Annotated in this window: 17 protein-coding genes; 11 read left to right on the top strand and 6 right to left on the bottom strand. The window is 63.7% G+C overall.

What is annotated here, in order from left to right; all coding sequences use genetic code 11:
• Positions 1-14 precede the first annotated feature (14 nt).
• A complete protein-coding gene (locus DESFRDRAFT_RS06175; RefSeq protein WP_005992196.1) occupies positions 15-818 on the top strand; it encodes a sulfite exporter TauE/SafE family protein in 804 nt (267 codons plus the stop codon).
• Positions 819-1,028: 210 nt separating this feature from the next.
• Positions 1,029-2,273 (top strand): NupC/NupG family nucleoside CNT transporter, encoded by a 1,245-nt coding sequence (locus DESFRDRAFT_RS06180; RefSeq protein WP_005992197.1) that lies wholly within the window; start codon positions 1,029-1,031, stop codon positions 2,271-2,273.
• A gap of 90 nt (positions 2,274-2,363) precedes the next feature.
• Here the strand turns inward: DESFRDRAFT_RS06180 and DESFRDRAFT_RS06185 are convergent, their stop codons facing one another.
• Entirely contained in the window at positions 2,364-3,077 is a 714-nt protein-coding gene (locus DESFRDRAFT_RS06185) for a hypothetical protein (protein WP_005992198.1), read from the bottom strand.
• A gap of 433 nt (positions 3,078-3,510) precedes the next feature.
• Positions 3,511-4,170 carry a PHP domain-containing protein gene (locus DESFRDRAFT_RS06190; RefSeq protein ID WP_005992199.1) on the bottom strand — a complete coding sequence of 220 codons (660 nt, stop codon included), beginning with the start codon at positions 4,168-4,170 and terminating at the stop codon, positions 3,511-3,513.
• Between the two features lie 103 nt (positions 4,171-4,273).
• Between DESFRDRAFT_RS06190 and DESFRDRAFT_RS06195 the strand changes: the two genes are divergently transcribed.
• Entirely contained in the window at positions 4,274-5,587 is a 1,314-nt protein-coding gene (locus DESFRDRAFT_RS06195; protein ID WP_005992200.1) for an alkaline phosphatase family protein, read from the top strand.
• Complete coding sequence (locus DESFRDRAFT_RS06200) at positions 5,584-6,210, top strand: nucleotidyl transferase family protein (protein ID WP_005992202.1); 627 nt, start codon at positions 5,584-5,586, stop codon at positions 6,208-6,210. Before DESFRDRAFT_RS06195 ends, DESFRDRAFT_RS06200 begins: the two co-directional genes overlap by 4 nt.
• Here DESFRDRAFT_RS06200 and DESFRDRAFT_RS06205 read toward each other — a convergent pair.
• Together DESFRDRAFT_RS06205 and DESFRDRAFT_RS06210 are read right to left on the bottom strand one after the other, a co-directional pair.
• Positions 6,141-6,833 (bottom strand): potassium channel family protein, encoded by a 693-nt coding sequence (locus DESFRDRAFT_RS06205; protein WP_005992205.1) that lies wholly within the window; start codon positions 6,831-6,833, stop codon positions 6,141-6,143. The genes DESFRDRAFT_RS06200 and DESFRDRAFT_RS06205 overlap by 70 nt on opposite strands.
• 61 nt (positions 6,834-6,894) lie before the next feature.
• A complete protein-coding gene (locus DESFRDRAFT_RS06210) occupies positions 6,895-7,884 on the bottom strand; it encodes an HD-GYP domain-containing protein (protein ID WP_005992207.1) in 990 nt (329 codons plus the stop codon).
• Between the two features lie 227 nt (positions 7,885-8,111).
• Here DESFRDRAFT_RS06210 and DESFRDRAFT_RS06215 point away from each other — a divergent pair, with 227 nt between their 5' ends.
• The 5 genes from DESFRDRAFT_RS06215 (at position 8,112) to DESFRDRAFT_RS06230 (ending at position 12,148) form a co-directional block, all read left to right on the top strand.
• Positions 8,112-8,729: an SOS response-associated peptidase gene (locus tag DESFRDRAFT_RS06215; protein WP_005992209.1), complete on the top strand. Its 618-nt coding sequence runs from the start codon at positions 8,112-8,114 to the stop codon at positions 8,727-8,729.
• Between the two features lie 385 nt (positions 8,730-9,114).
• Positions 9,115-9,537 carry a LexA family protein gene (locus DESFRDRAFT_RS06220; protein WP_005992211.1) on the top strand — a complete coding sequence of 141 codons (423 nt, stop codon included), beginning with the start codon at positions 9,115-9,117 and terminating at the stop codon, positions 9,535-9,537.
• A gap of 8 nt (positions 9,538-9,545) precedes the next feature.
• Positions 9,546-10,832 (top strand): Y-family DNA polymerase, encoded by a 1,287-nt coding sequence (locus DESFRDRAFT_RS06225; RefSeq protein WP_005992212.1) that lies wholly within the window; start codon positions 9,546-9,548, stop codon positions 10,830-10,832.
• Between the two features lie 17 nt (positions 10,833-10,849).
• On the top strand, positions 10,850-11,017 hold the full coding sequence (locus tag DESFRDRAFT_RS22510) for a hypothetical protein (RefSeq protein ID WP_005992213.1): 168 nt from the start codon (positions 10,850-10,852) through the stop codon (positions 11,015-11,017).
• A gap of 33 nt (positions 11,018-11,050) precedes the next feature.
• Entirely contained in the window at positions 11,051-12,148 is a 1,098-nt protein-coding gene (locus DESFRDRAFT_RS06230) for a beta/alpha barrel domain-containing protein (protein WP_005992214.1), read from the top strand.
• Between the two features lie 398 nt (positions 12,149-12,546).
• On the opposite strand, the gene DESFRDRAFT_RS06235 is transcribed toward DESFRDRAFT_RS06230, so the two are convergent.
• Positions 12,547-14,199, bottom strand: a complete 1,653-nt coding sequence (locus DESFRDRAFT_RS06235; protein ID WP_005992215.1) for an AMP-binding protein — start codon at positions 14,197-14,199, stop codon at positions 12,547-12,549.
• Positions 14,200-14,295: 96 nt separating this feature from the next.
• Positions 14,296-14,856, bottom strand: a complete 561-nt coding sequence (locus DESFRDRAFT_RS06240; protein ID WP_005992216.1) for a helix-turn-helix domain-containing protein — start codon at positions 14,854-14,856, stop codon at positions 14,296-14,298.
• Between the two features lie 202 nt (positions 14,857-15,058).
• On the opposite strand from DESFRDRAFT_RS06240, the gene DESFRDRAFT_RS06245 reads away from it, so the two are divergent.
• Both DESFRDRAFT_RS06245 and DESFRDRAFT_RS06250 read left to right on the top strand, forming a co-directional pair.
• A complete protein-coding gene (locus DESFRDRAFT_RS06245) occupies positions 15,059-15,637 on the top strand; it encodes a helix-turn-helix domain-containing protein (RefSeq protein WP_005992217.1) in 579 nt (192 codons plus the stop codon).
• Positions 15,638-15,653: 16 nt separating this feature from the next.
• Positions 15,654-17,327 (top strand): AMP-binding protein, encoded by a 1,674-nt coding sequence (locus tag DESFRDRAFT_RS06250; RefSeq protein ID WP_005992218.1) that lies wholly within the window; start codon positions 15,654-15,656, stop codon positions 17,325-17,327.
• Positions 17,328-17,483: the final 156 nt, after the last annotated feature.

The following is a 17,483-nucleotide window of genomic DNA, read 5'->3' on the forward strand; positions in this document are numbered from 1 at the left end:
CAAGGAGTTTCGCCATGCCGTCCCTTTCGTTCTGGCTCGCCTATCTCGCGTTCGGTTGCGCCGCCGGCATCATCGCCGGCCTGCTCGGGGTGGGCGGAGGCATCGTCGTCGTTCCGGCCCTGTATTTTCTGTTCACCGCCCAAGGACTGCCTTCCGAGCACATCATGCAGATGGCGCTCGGCACGTCGCTGGCCACCATCGTCTTCACCTCCGTGGCCAGCTTCCGCGCCCACGACAAGCGCGGCGCGGTGCGTTGGGACATTTTCAAGAGCATCACCCCCGGCATCCTCATCGGCTCGTTTCTGGGCGCCTGGGTGGCCGCCCAGCTGTCCACCAAGTTCCTCAAAGGCTTTTTCGTCGTCTTCCTGTACTACGTCTCGATCCAGATGATCCTCAACATCAAGCCCAAACCCTCGCGCCACATTCCGGGCACGGCCGGCATGTTCACGACAGGCGGCGGCGTAGGACTCATCTCCAACATGGTCGGCATCGGCGGCGGCACCATCACCGTGCCGTTTATGACCTGGTGCAACATCCCCATCCACGTGGCCGTGGGCACGGCCTCGGCCATCGGTTTCCCCATTGCCGCCGCCGGCGTCATCGGCTATATCGCCAACGGCCTGGGCAAGGCCGACCTGCCGGGCATGAGCATCGGCTACATCTACCTGCCGGCCCTAATCGGCATCGTGGCCACCAGCATGCTGACGGCCAAATACGGGGCCAAACTCGCCCACGCCCTGCCCGTGGGAACGCTCAAACGCGTCTTCGCCCTGTTCCTCCTGGCCATGGCCACCCGCATGCTGTGGAGTATGTTTTAAGGTGGAGAAGAGGGAAGAGGATGCGAGAGGGGAAACCCTTTGAAAAGGGTTCTCCCCTCTCGCGCTCTCCCCTTCCTAAAGTTTTTCCATGACTAAGGTGTAATGGCGACAATACGCTGTAACCGTTAAAAGTCTTTGGAAGGGGGCATGGGGGAAACCTTTCTCCAGAAAGGTTTCCCCCATTTCTTCACCTCTTAAAAGGATACTGCCATGGGACAAAGCCTGCTCGGGCTGGCGGCGCTTGTTCTGGTCGCCATGGCGCTCAGTGAACGTCGGGGGGTGATTCCCTGGCGGTTGGTTCTGGGGGGATTGGGTTTGCAGGCGGCCATCGCCGCCTTCATGCTCAAAGCGCCGTTCCTGCGCGGCCTTTTCATGGCCCTAAACGCCCTGGTCACGGCCATGGACGAGGCCACGCGCGCCGGCACGGCCTTCGTGTTCGGCTACGTGGGCGGCGGTCCGGCCCCTTTTGCCGTCACCGACCAGTCTTCGGCGTTTATTCTCGGCTTTCAGGCGTTGCCCCTGGTCATCGTCGTCGCGGCCCTGACCGCGCTGCTCTATTACTGGAAAATCCTGCCCAAAGTGGTGCGGGCCTTTTCGCTGGTGTTGGAGAAAAGCATGGGCATCGGCGGTGTGCTCGGGGTGGGCTCGGCTGGCTGCGTCTTTCTCGGCATGATCGAAGCGCCGCTTCTCATCCGCCCCTACATGGAGCGCATGACCCGAAGCGAGCTTTTCGCCATGATGGCGACGGGCATGTCCTGCATCGCCGGCACCATGCTCATGCTGTACGCCACGGTGCTCAAGTCCGTCATTCCCGACGCCGTGGGGCACATCCTCACCGCCTCGGTCATCCACGCCCCGGCGGCGTTGGTGGTGGCGGCGCTCATGCTGCCGGAAAGCGAGTCGCCGACGCTCGGCAACAAACTGCCCGCCTCGTCGGCATCGGGGAGCATGGACGCCGTCGTTTCGGGCACGGCCGACGGACTGAAGCTTTTCTGGAGCATCGTGGCCACGCTGCTTGTGTTCGTGGCCCTGGTCAAACTGGCCAACATCGTGTTGGCCGTCTTTCCGGAGGTGGCCGGCGCGCCGCTGACCCTCGAGCGCATGCTCGGCTTCGCGCTGTCCCCGGTGGCCTGGCTGCTCGGCGTGCCCTGGGCCGAAGCCTCGACGGCCGGTACGCTGCTCGGCACCAAGATCGTGCTCAACGAATTCATCGCCTTCATCGACATGGCCAAGCTACCGGCCGGAGCGCTTTCCGGGCACAGCCGGCTGATTCTGACCTACGCCATGTGCAGCTTCGCCAACTTCGGCAGCGTGGGCATCCTGCTCGCCGGGCTCACCTCGCTTTGCCCTTCGCGCAAGCACGAGATCACGGCTCTTGGCGGCAAGGCGCTGGTAGCCGGCGTCCTGGCCTCGCTCATGACCGGGACGGTGGTGGGAATTTTGTCGTCGTTTTAAAAAAGGCGGCAGACGTCCGGAGAAGAAGCCTCCGCGTTGTCGAACGGATTTGCCCTCCAGTCCATCCGCTCCGTCTTTCTCCCTTACGGTTCAGCGCAAGAGGAGACGGTCAAGGCCATATGTCAAAATGACGCTCAGAATACAGGATGCAACTGTTTCTGGAAAAGAATTCGCTCCAATAAGATGCTGGCCAATAAAAATTGCCAGGACAGTAATTGATATAAAAATAGCTAAAACTGAAACAATGCGCATCTTGAAGATCTGTCCTTTCGTCTTCCGGTTTTCTTCATAAATACCGACAAGACGATCGATACGATCTTGCACATACTCGAAAAACTCATTCTCGTCATTCTTAAGAATCCAATGGGCATTTTGGGTCTCAACCTGCTCCAATTGCTCAGGAGTAGCTAAAAAGTAGCCGCGTTTGGAATACAGAGCGACTGGCAATTCCGTTGGATCAGGCCACTCTTTACGGATTTCACTGAGGATATGAAAGCCTCGTGGAATCCATGCCTTCTGAACAATACTGCGTGTCCGTTCCAATTGGTCGGTCAAATCCTGTAAACTTTCCTTGGCACGGGCCTCACGCTCCGCCTGATCAGGTGGTATGCGGTCAGCAGGCCGCCAAATATCAAGCAGCACAAGGTCTGGACTTTGATTTAGTGCAAACAGCTTCTTGAGTTCATCTACAAGATTATTCGCATTATCAACTTCAAGAACCTTAAAATGCTCAGGTCTTGAAGTGAATTCCTCCCTGCATTCCGCTTCGTCGTCCGCTATAATAATATTCTTGACTTTTCCCATCATTTTTCCCTTTGTCGCATTGAACATAAAAATCAAAATTAAAACGATTATAGCAAAAAATGTGCAGTCCCGCAAATAACCATCACACCATCCATAATTTTTGCTCTAACGAAAGCCGCTGGGATTGCATCACGTAAAATCGAGGCCTGACAAGCGGTCACGAGAGCCAATCCCTTAAGGCCTAGGCAAAAAAAACTATGATGCGTTTTCGAAGCGCGAGAAACGCGGAGCCGGAGACTGCAACAAAGGGAGATTTGGGGAATAATAGGAACAGGTTGCGGTGACGTAAGGCGGTATTGGACCAAGCGCATTATTTTAAAAAAAACGAGACTCCCCACCAATGTCAGGGGCATATCCGCTTCTCTCAAGAGCGATGCGTTCCGGTCTCCCCGGAGATGGGCTTTTCTACTATAACAGCGTCAAAATAACGCATTCAGACCATGCACGCCGCCCCCCCGGGCCGATCCCGCCGCCCCCTGGGGGAAGCGCCAGCCCCGCAATGGGGCAAATCCCCGGCCAAACGGCAGTTTCCGGCCAAAAGCGCGGCCACGAAATCGGCCCGAGAGCGTATCGCGGCCTCGATCCTGAGCGGCACGCGGCCGAGTTCCTCCAGGCTGTGGGCGTCGGAACCGCAAACCGCGAGCAAGCCCCTGTTGGCGACGAAACGGCGGGCGGCCAGATTTTCCTCGGGCCGGTTGCGACCGTTTTCCACCTCCACGGCGAGCAGACGCTCATGGCGCAAAATCCCCGGCCCGGCCGGACGCCAGGAACGGAAGGGATGGGCGGCCACGGCCACGCCGCCAACCGCCGGGGCCATGGACAGGACCTCGCGGGCCGAAAGCCCGGGACGCAGCCCCTCGAACGGCCCGAAAAGCAGGATGTCCCCTTCGGGCGTGGCATACTCCATGCCGATGATCACGCACAGCCCGTCATCCTGCACGCCTTCGCGCACAAGGCGGCCGGCGTCCATGGTGTCGTGGTCGGTCAGACACACCCCGTCGAGGCCGCGCCGCCGGGCGTTGGCCAGGATCGCCGCAACCGGCAGCCGGCTGCACGGCGAAAGGTCGGTGTGCACATGCAGGTCGAAAAGCATACCCTACCTTGCGGCCCCGGTCGGAAAAAGGCAAAGTGGTAATCCCGATGCACAAACCGCTTTTTCATCATATGCGCCGATACGACCGAAGGCGCGGCCGCTGATGCCCCGCTGTTGCGTGCTCGTGGTCCTCGACGGCCTGGGCGACCGTTCCCATGCCGTCCTTGGCGGCCGCACCCCGCTCGAGGCGGCGGCCACGCCGCATCTCGACCGCATCGCCGCGTCCGGGGCCAACGGCCTCTACCACGCCGGCTTTCTCGGCCAGGCCCTGCCCAGCGAGAACGCCCATTTCGCCATGTTCGGCTATGCGCCCGAGGAATTCCCCGGCCGGGGCTACCTGGAGGCTTTGGGCCTGGGGCTTTCTCCGGAGCCGGACACGGTCTACCTGCTGACCCATTTCTGCAACGCGCGGGCGGAAAACGGTTGCCTGCGTCTTTTCCGCGACAAGCCCGAAAAGCCTTCCCCGGACGAGGCGGACGCGCTGTTCGCCGCCGTGGCCGCATTTTCCTTCGAGGGGATTACCGTGCGCCTGCACCGGGACAGAGGGCTTTTCGGCGTGTTGACCATGGACGGCGACGTCAGCCCCGAGGTGACGGACACCAACCCCATGGTGGACGGGCTGTTCGTGCCCGAGCCCGAGCCCATGGCCGGCGCGGACGCGGCGGCGGCGCATACCGCCCGGGCGCTGAAGGCCTATCTGCTCCATGCCTGGCGCGTGCTCGGCGACCATCCCGTCAACCGCGCGCGCCGGGCGGCCGGGCTGACGCCCGTAAACGCCCTGGTCACCCAGCGGGCCGGACGCAGGCGCGACCTGCCACCCTTTGCCGAACGTTTCGGCCTGCGCCCCCTTTCCATCACCTCGGGCACGCTTTTCGCCGGACTGGCCCGGGCCATCGGCTTCGATTTCCTGGCCACGCCCGACACCGCCGATCCCGGGGCCGACCTGGAAAAGCGCCTCACCCTGGCGGCCAGGGCGGCGGCGGACTACGGATTTATCCACGTCCACACCAAGGCCCCGGACGTGGCCGCGCACACCAAGGACCCGCGGGCCAAGCGGGCGGTCATCGAGGCCCTGGACGCGGCCATCGGCCGGGCGGCCGGACCGCTGCTTGGCGACCCCGACATCCTGTTCGTGGTCACGGCCGACCATTCCACGCCCTCCTGCGGCCCGCTCATCCACGGCGGCGAGCCCGTGCCGCTGACATTTCACGGCCAGGGGCAGCGGGTGGACGCGGTGACGCGTTTCGACGAGATCGCGGCCGCCGGCGGCTGCCTCGGCTGCGTGCGCGGGCGCGAACTGCCCTATCTGATTTTAAACGGCCTGGAACGGGCGCGACTGGCCGGCATCCGCGACACGCCCCGGCCGCCGGCCTGCTATCCCGGGCCGGTCACCCCCATGCGCCTGGAGAAGCCATGAGCACCCCCCATCCCGTCGGCGTCATTCACGGCCGTTTCCAGGTGCTCCACAACGACCACCTGCGCTACCTGCTCGCCGGACGCGAGCGCTGCCGCCATCTGGTGGTCGGCATCACCAACCCCGACCCGTCCCACACCCGAAGCGAAGCCGCCGACGCCAAACGCTCGTCCCCGGCCGCCAACCCCCTGACCTATTTCGAGCGCCAGGCCATGGTCCGGGCCGCCCTGACCGAGGCGGGCACAAACCCGGCCGATTTCACGGTGGTGCCCTTCCCCGTCAGCTTTCCGGAACTCTACCGTTTCTACGTGCCCATCGACGCGGTCTTCTTCCTGACCATCTACGACGATTGGGGACGGCGCAAGCGCGCCTATTTTCAGGAAAGGGGACTGCGCATCGAGGTGCTGTGGGAAGTGGCCCAAAATGACAAGGGCATTTCCGGCACGGACGTGCGGCGGCTCATAGCCCAAGGAGACCCATGGGAAGCCCTGGTGCCGCCGGCCGTGGCCGGGCTCGTGCGCGCTTTCGGCCTGTGCGAACGTCTGGCGCGCGAAAACTACTCGGGATCGCCCTGCTTGGCCGCCACGTGCAGGCCCACCAGCCGGGCCATGAAAAAGACCAGGTAGAACTGCCCGAGCAGCCCCTCCAGGACCGCGATGACCTGGGCCACCGGGGAAAGCGGCACGATGTCGCCGTAGCCGATGGTCATCAGCGTCACGTAGCTGAAGAAAAAAAGCAGGCGGTCGGTCATCTCCGGCGTCAGCGGACCGTGGTGCACCGTAAAGGCGAACGCGTCGGGAATGAGCCTGTTCACAAGGCCGTAGAGCAGAAACCACATGGCTCCCATGAAAAGATAGACGCAAAGCCCGCCCAGCACGGTGTCCAGATTGACCCGCCGCTGCCGGGCCAGATACAGCGACAGCGCCACGCCCGCCAAAAGGACCACCGCCGCGCCCAACGCGTCGCAGGCCACATCCCAAAAAACGCCCCCGATGAGGTGCTTTGCCAGCACGCTCAAGACGCTGGCGATCGTTAGCGCGAAAATGACGGGATAGAGCCGGCTATGGCGTACGCCATGAACGGAGGCGATCAGCAGAAGCAGAAAGAACACATCCTGGAACACGTCCGTGCCCGCGCCCGTCAGAAACGGCGAAGCCAGAATCTGGGCCAACAGGGCGGCCAGCAGGATATGGAAGCGATTGTCCGAATGCGACGAGGCGATGGTGGCGTTGAGCGGCGGATTGACCATGCGAATCCTCCCTGTCTCACCGGCTACGCGATCCCCGACCCGGCCGCAAGCACCCGCCCCGTCACAACAAGGACGCGCCGCTTAACAACATGACGAAGCGTTTGTAGAGATCGAGGTCGAAAGAGCCGGTCATCTCGTGGCGCATGATGGAAAGCGCCTCGAACGGACGCACCGCATCGGCGTAGACGCGCCTGGAAGTCAGCGCGTCGTAGACGTCGGCCAGGGACACGGCCCTGGCGTGCAGCGGCACGGCCTCGCCCGAACGGCCGCCGGGATAGCCCCGGCCGTCCATCTTCTCGTGGTGCATGAGGATGCACTCCCGGGCCAGGCGCGACAGGGAAAGCGGCCGGCAATAGCGCACGCCGAGGGCGGGGTGCTCCCGGACGGCCAGGAATTCCTCGGGCGTCAGGCGGCCGGGCTTGCGCAGGATGGAGACATCCACCCCTTCCTTGCCGCTGTCGTGCAAAAGCGCCCCCACCCCGGCCTGGATCAGCGCCGGCTTGGGCAGGCCCAGGGAGCCGAGCAGGAACACGGTGTAGGCAAAGACATGCACCCCATGGCTGTAGACGTCATAGTCGTGGGACATGAGCGCCCCGATGCGGGCAAGCCCCGCCTCGGTGGCCAGGAAATTCACGCAATCGCGCACATAGGCCCCGAACAGCCGGCCGTGCCGTTCGGAAAGGCCCTGGGGCAGCCGCGTGTGCAGCAGATCCCGGACAATGTCGCAGCAGTTGTGATAGAAAACCCCCGCCTTGTGCCGGGTGGCCATCTCCGGGGACAACAGCGCCTCGCCCAGGTGCCGCCGCATATAGCCCCGGTAACGCGCCCGCTCCTCCTGGTGGATATAGACCACCGACACGCCGTATTCCGCCAGAAGCCCGCGCCGCTCCCGGGTGATCGTCTCGCCGCTGCGGGCGAAAAGGGTGTGGGTGTCGCCATGGCGCAGATAGATTTCGAAGTCCCCGGCGGCGTGGCCGAAAAGATGCGTCAGCGGAATAGGCTGGAATTCGCTTCCCGGATCGAGCGGCGGCGGCGGGGGCAATGCGGTCATGCGGCGTTTGACTTTGTTACAAAATGGCGTTCCGCTATTCCGACGACCTGTTCAGGTAGCCGAAAATCATACGTATTTGCGGCGAGTTGACGCATTGCACTGCTCATTGGTCGGTTTTTACCGCCCAATCCTAGCAAAAGCCGGGCCGGTTCATCGCTTCCTCCCCCGCCTTGCCAGCCCTGAGCCGGCCTGCCATGATCGCGCCCCACGCATAAGGAGGACACGCCATGTGCGGCAGATTCGCCCTGGCCGTGCCGCGCCGCCTGGTGGCCGAAGCCATGGGCGTGCCGGACATGCCCCAAAACATCCCGGACCGGCCGGAAATCTCCCCCGGCGAACTCGTCGAGGCCGTCTTCGCCGCCCGGCAAACCGGACGGCACATGGCTGGCCTCTTTCGTTGGGGATTTCTCCCCTCCTTCGCCACATCCGAGCGGCCCCTGCGTCCCATGATCAACGCCCGGGCCGAAACCGCCCTGGACAAGCCCTCCTTCCGGGGCGCCATCCGCTACCGTCGCTGCCTGCTGCCGGCCCAGGGCTTCTACGAATGGCGCAAGGACCCGGGCGGCGGCAAAACCCGCTTTTTCGTCACCCTGCCCGAAAGGCCCGTCATGGCCCTGGCCGGCATCTACGAACGCACCCTCACCCCGGAAGGAGAGGCCCGCGACACCGTGGCCATCCTCACCCGGCCCGCCGCCTCAGCCATGGCCGCCATCCACGACCGCATGCCGCTCATCCTGCCGCCGGAGATTTTCCGGGACTGGCTCGATCCGCTCCTGACCGAACGCCAGGACGTGGCCCCGCTTCTGGCCACGCCGCCCCCGGAGTTGCGGTTGGTGGAGGGGTAGTGAGGGAGAAAGATCCGGCAGGAGAGGCTCTGCCTCTCCCGCACCTCTCCGCCGGGGGACTTGATGTCCCCCGGACCCCCTTTTACCGGGTTGGGATGGTGGGCGGGGGTGAAGTCGGGAGATGACGGGACGAGGGATGTTTGTTGCCGCAATCGGCCCGGCGACACGAGACGCTTCGCGCCTCGACGCCGGACACGATTGCGGCGACAACCGCGCCAGCGGCGAAGCGCCGCGATGGGAATGGACAGGAAATGAGCACTCTTTTAGGGTGGCAAACGGCAAGCCCCCCTCTCAAAACTTTATGGGGGATCCGGGGGGGATGGTTGCACCCCGGCGGTGGGGTCCAGGGGAGGCGGAGCCTCCCCTGGCCGCCGGAGGCACACAAGTGAAACTTGCAATATTCGGATTCGAGCGGCGCGCGGAACTGGGGCTGCCGCTCTACCTGTCCACGGTCCAAGCGGGGTTTCCGTCGCCGGCCGAGGACTACATCGACAAAAAGCTCGATCTCAACGAGCAACTGGTGCGCCATCCGGCGGCCACCTTTTTCGTGCGCGTGGACGGCGACTCCATGCGCGACGCCGGGGTGGCGTCCGGCGACATCCTGGTGGTGGACCGGGCCGTGGAACCCCGCGACGGGCATATCGTCATCGCCGCCCTCGACGGCGAGCTGACGGTCAAGCGGCTGCGGCGCAAAAACGGCCAGGTACTGCTTGTGCCCGAAAACCCCGACTATGCGCCGGTGGCCGTCGGTCCCGAGGCGTCCTTCGAGGTCTGGGGCGTGGTCACCTACATCATCCACAAGGCGTAACGCCCGCCATGTCCACGGTTTTCGCCCTGGTCGACTGCAACAACTTCTACGCCTCCTGCGAGCGGGTCTTCGCACCGTCGCTCCAGGGCAAACCCATCGTGGTGCTTTCCAACAACGACGGCTGCGTCATCGCCCGCTCGGCCGAGGCCAAGGCGGCGGGGGTGCCCATGGGCGCGCCGGCCTTCAAGTGCCGGGACCTTTTCGCCCGCCGGGGAGTGACGGTTTTTTCCTCGAACTACGCCCTTTACGGCGACATGTCGGCCCGGGTCATGAGCGTGCTGACCCGCATGGCCCCGCGCCTGGAGGTCTATTCCATCGACGAGGCCTTCCTGGACCTGACCGGGCTTCCCGGCGGCGCGGACGCCCATGCCCGCCACATCAAGGAGACGGTCGGCCGTTGGACGGGCATCCCGGTTTCCGTCGGCATCGGCCCCACCAAGACGCTGGCCAAGCTGGCCAACCGGGCGGCCAAGAAACGACCGGCATGCGGCGGGGTGCTCGACTTTTCGGCCCTGCCCGATCCCGAGGCCCTGCTCGAAAGCGTGCCGGTTGCCGATGTCTGGGGGATCGGCCGCCGTCACGGCGAAAAGCTGGCCAAATACGGCGTGGCCAACGCCCTCCAGTTCCGCGACCTGCCCCAGGTGTTCGTGCGCCGGCACATGACCGTGCAGGGCGTGCACACGCTGCTCGAACTGCGCGGCTTTTCCTGCATCGACCTGGAAAAGGCCCCGCCGCCGCCGCGCACGCTCATGTCCTCGCGCTCCTTCGGCAAGGCGGTGACGACCCTGGAGCCGCTCTCTGAGGCCGTGGCCGACTACATCGCCCGGGCGGCGGCCAGACTGCGGGCGAAACGGCTCGTGGCCGGGGGGCTCGAAGTCTACGTCCGAACCTATGCCGACGCCTCGGGACGCCCGCCCTCTTCCGACATCGCCGCCGCCGCGCCCCAATCGCCCACGGCCCACACCGCAACGCTCATCGCCCTGGCCCAAGCCGCCCTGGCCGGCATCTTCCGCCCCGGCCAGCGCTACAAGAAGGCCGGGGTGATCCTCACCGGCCTCGAGCCCGAATCCGGCCGCCAGCTTTCCCTGCTCGATCCCGAGCCGGCAAACGCGGCCCGCGATGCCCGGCTCATGGCCACCCTGGACGCCATAAACGCCAAATGGGGCCGCGACACGCTGCGCTGCGCCGCCCAGGGAGCCTCGGTCACGGGGCAGTCCTGGGCCATGCGCCAGAACATGCGCTCCCCGCGCTACACCACCGACTGGGCCGAACTGCCCGTGGTGACCGCCGGCTGACCGTTCCCGGAGGCGTCATGGACCGTTTTGACCTGCCGCATCTCCTCTATCTGCTGCTGCTTTTGGCGGCGCTCGTGGCCATGCGCTGGCTGCCCCGGTTCAGAAGCGGCCGCGACCGGCGTCGTCCACGCTCCATTGGTCACGAAAAGAAAGAAAAGCGACCAAAGCGGTCGCTACGCTCTTGAACCTCCCGCGATTTAAGGATAAAATAAATAATTATGTACAAACTGCCCGAAAATCCGCGGCCCTATGCGGACAAATACTTCCTCCGCTCCCGGCAGATCCTGGAGGCCGAAGGCCTCAACCCCATCGCGACCATGCAGGTGTTTTTCCGGGACGGACCGGGGAAGTTCGCCGGCATAGACGAAGCCGTGGCCGTGTTTCGGGCCTTTTCGCCCCTGGCCGACCATGGCGGGGAAATCCTCGCCCTGCCCGAGGGCGCGGATTTTTCGCCCCTCGAGCCGGTCATGCACATTACCGGGCCGCTTTTGGATTTCATCGAGCTGGAAACGCTCTATCTCGGCATCGTCAGCGCCGCCACAACGCTTGCCTGCGGCCTGCCCGAGCCCACGACGCGGGAGGTCGCGGCCAAGGCCGCCGCCATCCGCGAGCTGCTGCCGGACACGCCGCTGATGTATTTCGGCGCGCGGCACTGGCACTGGTCGCGGGAGGAAGCGTTTTGCCAGGCCGCCGTGGGGGCGGGGTTCGATTCCTGCGCCACGGACGCCGGAGCCCGGGCCGCCGGCCTGTCCCAGGGCGTCGGCACCATTCCCCACGCGCTGGTCCTGGCCTTTGCCTCCCGGGTCGGCCGCGAGCACGCCACGCGCGAGGCCACCATCGCCTTCGACCGGCACATCGAACGCTCCTGTCCGCGCATCGCCCTGGTCGACACCTTCAACCACGAGATCGACGACTCGCTGGACACGGCCGAAGCCCTTGACGGACACCTCGACGCCGTGCGCCTGGACACGGCCGGGGAATCCATCGGCCAGGGGGGCATGGCCTTCGACGGGCGCACATATCAGACCGGCACCGGCGTGACCGTGGCCAGCGCCCTGGCCGTGCGGCGGGCGCTCGACGCGGCCGGCCACGACAAGGTGGATATCGTGCTTTCGAGCGGGTTCGGAAACCTGGAGAAGGTGGCGGCCTTCGCGGCGGCCCGGCGCGAGCACCCAAGGCTCTTCGCGTCGCTCGGTATCGGCGGGCTGTTCAAATCCTACGCCGCCACGGCCGACATCGTGCGCGTGGGCGGAACCGATCTGGCCAAGACCGGCCGGGCCTTCCACCCCAACCCGCGCCTTGTCAGGATGCTATAGGGCGTAACCGGGGGGAAACCTTGTCTTCCGAAAGGTTCTCCCCCCGGGCCCCCTTTCCAAAGACTTTTAACGATAACACTTCGTTATCTCTACCAATTTCACAAAGAAAAAGATTGCGGAAGGCGAACGCGAGAGAGAGGTCCCACTCTTTAAGGGGAACCTATTTGCAGCCGTTGTGCTGGCTGGGCTTGTCAGGCGGGAGCAGAAAAAAAGCACGGTCAAGACAACGCCGACGCCTGCGACCACAAGCCACAGCAGGTCAGTCTTGCTCATTTTCCAGTTTCTCTGATCTCACTTTGAAAAATTCTCCGTCACCCCTTTGAAAGTTTTTGAAAGGGGTCCAGGGGGAAACTTTTTTCAAAAAGTTTCCCCCCGGCCGCCGGAGGCATCTTTTCTCTCTATATCTCCCTATTCGCATCGCGGGCGCGGATCTCGGCCCGCTTGATCTTGCCGCTGATGGTCTTGGGCAGTTCGTCCACGAAGTCGATGACGCGCGGGTACTTGTAGGGCGCGGTTTCCTTTTTCACGTGGTTTTGCAGCTCCTTGGCCAGTTCGTCGGACGGATCGAATTCCGGGGCCAGCACCACCGTGGCCTTGACCGCCTGACCGCGCACGGGATCGGGCACGCCGGTCACCGCCGCCTCGACCACGGCCGGGTGGGTGATGAGCGCGCTTTCCACCTCGAAGGGGCCTATGCGGTAGCCGCTCGACTTGATGAGGTCGTCAGTGCGGCCAAGGAACCAGTAGTAGCCGTCCTCGTCCATCCAGGCCTTGTCGCCGGTATGGTAGTAACCGTCGATCATGACCGAGGCGGTTTTGGCCGGCTCCAGCAGGTAGCCGGCGAAAAGCCCGACGTTCTTGTCGTCCTCGAGCCCGATGCAGATTTCGCCTTCCACGCCCGGCGGGCAGACGTGTCCCTCCTCGTCGAGGAGCGTCACGTTCCAGCCCGGAGCCGGTCGGCCGATGGAGCCGGGTTTGGGCTCCATGCAGGGAAACGTGGCGATTTGCAGGCAGGTTTCGGTCTGGCCGTAGCCTTCGTGGATGGGCAGCCCCGTGATCTCCTTCCAGGCCCGAAACACGCCGTCGTTCAAAAGTTCGCCGGCGGTGGTGCAGTAGCGCAGCGCCGACAGGTCGTATTTCTTGAGGTCTTCGCGGATAAGGAAGCGGTAGACCGTGGGCGGGGCGCAAAAGGTCGTGACCTTGTGCTTGCTCATGATTTCGAGCAACTCCGCCGGATGGAACTTGCCCCGGAAGTCCCAGACGAAGACCGTGGCTCCGGCCATCCACTGGCCGTAGAACTTGCCCCACACGGCCTTGCCCCAGCCGGTGTCGGCCACGGTGAGGTGGACGTCGCCGGGCTCCAGGTTGTGCCAGTAGACGCCGGTGGGCATATGGCCCAGGGCGTAGCCGTGGGTGTGCTCCACCATCTTGGGCATGCCGGTGGTGCCGGAGGAAAAGAAAATGAGCAGCGTGTCCTTGCCGCCGGGGGCGTCGGCGGTCCGGGGAAAGACGTCCGAAGCGGCGGCGCGGATGGTTTCGTAGTCGAGCCAGCCCGCCGGCATGGGGGCTTCGCCCACATGGACGAGGACGGAAAGCGTCGGACAGGTCGGCCGGGCGTCCTCCACCCGGGAGACGACCGAATCCTCGGCGATGATGGCCTTGATGCCCGCGTAGTTGACCCGGAAATCGATGTCGTGGGGAGTGAGCAGGTTGGGCGAGGGCACGGGCACGGCCCCGAGCTTGTGCAGGGCCAGCATGGTCACCCACCACTCCAGGCGGCGGTAGAGGATGACCATGACGCGGTCGCCCTTTTTCAGTCCCGCGTCCTTGAAGGCGTTGGCCATCCGAGCCGATTCCCGGCTGAAAAAGGCCAGGTCGAAATCCCGGCGATTGCCGTCGTTGTCGATATGGATCATGGCCGGCCGGGTCGGGTCCGCGGCGGCCTCGGCATCGAGAAAGTCGAAGGCGAAATTATAGTGTTCGGGCACGGAGACGGACACGGTCTCCAGCAGTTCGCGATAGGTTTTGGGTCGCAGTTTGGCGACGGGCATGGTCTTGGGCTCCGAGGGCAAGAGGTTGGTGACGCGTAAAGACGCATGGACAGGCATCGGTTCCGGCCGGACACGGCATGGGGCATGCGGTGCCGGCTAGATAATCACGTCGAGGAATTCGGCTTCCGTGTCGTCGAGCCCCCGCATGGCGTGGGGCGTGCGCGAGGAGATGTAGAGGGAATCGTGGGGCTCGAGGGTGAGGACCTCGTCGCCGAGGCGCACTTCCATGCGGCCGCGCAGCATGTAGATGAATTCCTCGCCCAGATGCCGGTTGAATTCCATCTCCGACTCGTCCTTGGGCGGCACGGTGACCAGAAACGGCTCCATGAGCGGCTTGTGGAAGCGGTACGCCAGAGCCTGGTACTTGTAGGCCTTGCGCCGGTCCACGGACAGGCCGTTGCCCGAGCGCACCAGGGAATAGGCGTGGAGGTGGGCCTCGCCGCCGGTCAAAAGCGCCGTGAGGTCGACGCCGGCCGCCTTGGCCACTTCATAGAGGTAGCTGACGGGAATTTCCTCTTCGCCGGTTTCGTACAGCAGCACCTGGTCCGCCGAAACGCCCGTGGCTTCGGCCAGTTGCTCCATGGTGAAACCCGTCACTTCGCGTATGCCGCGAAGGCGCATGGCGATTTCCCGCACGGGTCCGATTTCCTTGCTCATGAAAGTCCCCTTGCCTGATGTTTTGGGTTCAAACGCGTTTCCCCGTCTTTTCGCAGGACAAAGGGGCTTGTCAATTTCTTTCGCTGCCCGAGGAACGAAAAACGGCTGGAATTTCACCCCGTCCTGGGCTATGGAATCGGTTTCACGGGGCCGTGCCATCATTTGGCCCCATCCCATACCATATTCGACCAACGAGGGAGCCATGAGCGACAAAAAGCTTGGTGATCGCATTCGCACGTATCGCGAGGGCCAGGAGCTTTCCCGTGAGGAACTTTCCCGGCGCACGGGCCTTTCCGTGGATTTTCTGACCGCCCTGGAAGAAGAGGACGTCACCCCGTCGATCGGCCCCTTGCTCAAGATCGCCCTGGCCCTGGGCCAGCGCCTTGGCACCTTCATGGACGACGCCGTGGACGGCGACCTGTGCGTCACCTGCCAGGCCGACCGGAACGAGGACGACGCCATCCTCAGAAAAGCCCGGGGCAAGCGCGCCGCCTTTCGCTACCATTCCCTGGGCCGGGGCAAGACCGACCGCCACATGGAGCCCTTTTTCATCGAGGTCTACCCCGACGAGGACGCCGCGGCCGAAAAGCCCCTGTCCTCCCATGAGGGCGAGGAATTCATCGTGGTCGTCTCCGGCGAGCTGGAAGTGATCGTGGGCAACGAGCGCCATGTTCTCGCCCCCGGCGACTCCATCTACTACAACTCGGTGGTGCCCCACTATGTCGGCTGCGGCAACGCGCAAAGGACCGACATCTACGCCGTGTTGTACATCCCGCAATAACGAAAGGAGCCGTCTTATGACCTTTGTGCCTCCTCCACTGCACGAGCCGCCGCTTTTCGACCTGACGCTCGGCGAGCTGCTCCACCAGACGGCCACCAAATATCCGGATCAGGAAGCCGTGGTCTACGTGGACCGGGATTACCGGCTGACCTGGCGGCAATTCGACGAGCTGACCGACGATCTGGCCAAGGGGCTTCTGGCGCTCGGCATCCAGAAAGGCGAGAAAGTGGCGGTCTGGGCCACCAATGTGCCCTTCTGGGTGGCGCTCATGTTCGCCACGGCCAAGATGGGGGCCGTGCTGCTCACGGTCAACACGGCCTACAAGCGCAACGAGCTCAAATATCTGATGACCAACTCCGAAGCGGAAAACATCTTCATCACCAACGGGTTCCGCGACTCGGACTACATCGAGATCCTCTACGACCTGGCCCCGGAACTGCGCACCATGCAGCGCGGGGCCGTTCGAAGCGAGACCTTCCCGCACTTGAAGCGCGTCTGCTTCCTGGGCGTGGAAAAACACCGGGGCATGTACTCCATCCCCGAGATCCTGGGCCTGGCCCGTACCGTCACCGACGAGGACCTGCGCGCAAGGCAGGCCACCTTCACCTGCCACGACGTGGTGAACATGCAGTACACCTCGGGGACCACCGGCTTTCCCAAGGGCGTCATGCTGAGCCACCACAACATCGTCAACAACGGCTATTCCATCGGCCAACGCCAGCGCTTCACCAACAAGGACAAGCTGTGCGTCCAGGTGCCCCTGTTCCACTGCTTCGGCTGCGTGCTCGGGGTCATGGCCTGCGTCAACCACGGCACCACCATGGTCTTTACCGAAGTGTTCAACCCGATCCATTCCATGATGAGCATCGAGCAGGAGAAGTGCACGGCCATCTACGGCGTGCCGACCATGTTCATCGCCATCCTGGAACACAAGCTCTTCCCGAAGTTCGACTTCTCGTCGTTGCGCACCGGCATCATGGCCGGCTCGGTCTGTCCCACCCAGACCATGCGGCAGGTGACCGAGAAGATGTACATGAAGGAAATCACGAGCGTGTACGGGCTGACCGAAAGCTCGCCCGGCATGACCCAGACCGACGTCACCGATCCCTACCATTACCGGGTCGAGGGCGTGGGCCGGGCCTTTCCCCACGTCGAAGTCAAGGTGGCCGACCCGGAAACGGGCGTGGAAATGGAACGCGGCAAGCAGGGCGAACTGTGCTGTCGCGGCTACAACACCATGAAAGGCTACTACAACAACCCCGAAGCCACGGCCAAATGCATCGACAAGGACGGCTGGCTGCACTCCGGCGACCTCGGCGTCATGGACGAGTTCGGCTACGTGGCCATCACCGGCCGCATCAAGGACATGATCATCCGGGGCGGCGAGAACATCTATCCGCGCGAGATCGAAGAGTACCTCTACACCATGCCCGGCATCGCCGACGTCCAGGTGGCCGGCGTCCCCAGCCGCAAATACGGCGAGGAAGTGGGCGCCTACATCATCCTCAGAAAGGACGTCGCCATGGAGCCCGAGGAAGTGCGCGACTTCTGCCGGGGCCAGATCGCCTGGCACAAGATTCCGAAATACATCGCCTTCGTAAAGGAGTTCCCCCTGACCACCAGCGGCAAGGTGCAGAAATACAAGCTGCGCGAGCTGGGGGCCAAGCTGTTCCCCGAGGCGATGCGGTAGAAAGGGGCGCGGGAGGAAGGAACGCCTCCGGCGGCCAGGGGGAAACTTTTTGAAAAAAGTTTCCCCCTGGACCCCCTTCAAAAACTTTCAAAGGGGCGACCCCAAAAAGGGACACAAGAAATACTTGTCCCAAGCGTAGCCGACGCACGTTCAAAG

The organism is Solidesulfovibrio fructosivorans JJ], assembly GCF_000179555.1.
GTDB classification, from domain to species: domain Bacteria; phylum Desulfobacterota; class Desulfovibrionia; order Desulfovibrionales; family Desulfovibrionaceae; genus Solidesulfovibrio; species Solidesulfovibrio fructosivorans.

Coding starts and splice junctions, on each gene's coding strand:
- DESFRDRAFT_RS06175 (WP_005992196.1), top strand. CDS start 15: ATGCCGTCCCTTTCGTTCTGGCTCGCCTATCTCGCGTTCGGTTGCGCC.
- DESFRDRAFT_RS06180 (WP_005992197.1), top strand. CDS start 1,029: ATGGGACAAAGCCTGCTCGGGCTGGCGGCGCTTGTTCTGGTCGCCATG.
- DESFRDRAFT_RS06185 (WP_005992198.1), bottom strand. CDS start 3,077: ATGGGAAAAGTCAAGAATATTATTATAGCGGACGACGAAGCGGAATGC.
- DESFRDRAFT_RS06190 (WP_005992199.1), bottom strand. CDS start 4,170: ATGCTTTTCGACCTGCATGTGCACACCGACCTTTCGCCGTGCAGCCGG.
- DESFRDRAFT_RS06195 (WP_005992200.1), top strand. CDS start 4,274: ATGCCCCGCTGTTGCGTGCTCGTGGTCCTCGACGGCCTGGGCGACCGT.
- DESFRDRAFT_RS06200 (WP_005992202.1), top strand. CDS start 5,584: ATGAGCACCCCCCATCCCGTCGGCGTCATTCACGGCCGTTTCCAGGTG.
- DESFRDRAFT_RS06205 (WP_005992205.1), bottom strand. CDS start 6,833: ATGGTCAATCCGCCGCTCAACGCCACCATCGCCTCGTCGCATTCGGAC.
- DESFRDRAFT_RS06210 (WP_005992207.1), bottom strand. CDS start 7,884: ATGACCGCATTGCCCCCGCCGCCGCCGCTCGATCCGGGAAGCGAATTC.
- DESFRDRAFT_RS06215 (WP_005992209.1), top strand. CDS start 8,112: ATGTGCGGCAGATTCGCCCTGGCCGTGCCGCGCCGCCTGGTGGCCGAA.
- DESFRDRAFT_RS06225 (WP_005992212.1), top strand. CDS start 9,546: ATGTCCACGGTTTTCGCCCTGGTCGACTGCAACAACTTCTACGCCTCC.
- DESFRDRAFT_RS22510 (WP_005992213.1), top strand. CDS start 10,850: ATGGACCGTTTTGACCTGCCGCATCTCCTCTATCTGCTGCTGCTTTTG.
- DESFRDRAFT_RS06230 (WP_005992214.1), top strand. CDS start 11,051: ATGTACAAACTGCCCGAAAATCCGCGGCCCTATGCGGACAAATACTTC.
- DESFRDRAFT_RS06235 (WP_005992215.1), bottom strand. CDS start 14,199: ATGCCCGTCGCCAAACTGCGACCCAAAACCTATCGCGAACTGCTGGAG.
- DESFRDRAFT_RS06240 (WP_005992216.1), bottom strand. CDS start 14,856: ATGAGCAAGGAAATCGGACCCGTGCGGGAAATCGCCATGCGCCTTCGC.
- DESFRDRAFT_RS06245 (WP_005992217.1), top strand. CDS start 15,059: ATGAGCGACAAAAAGCTTGGTGATCGCATTCGCACGTATCGCGAGGGC.
- DESFRDRAFT_RS06250 (WP_005992218.1), top strand. CDS start 15,654: ATGACCTTTGTGCCTCCTCCACTGCACGAGCCGCCGCTTTTCGACCTG.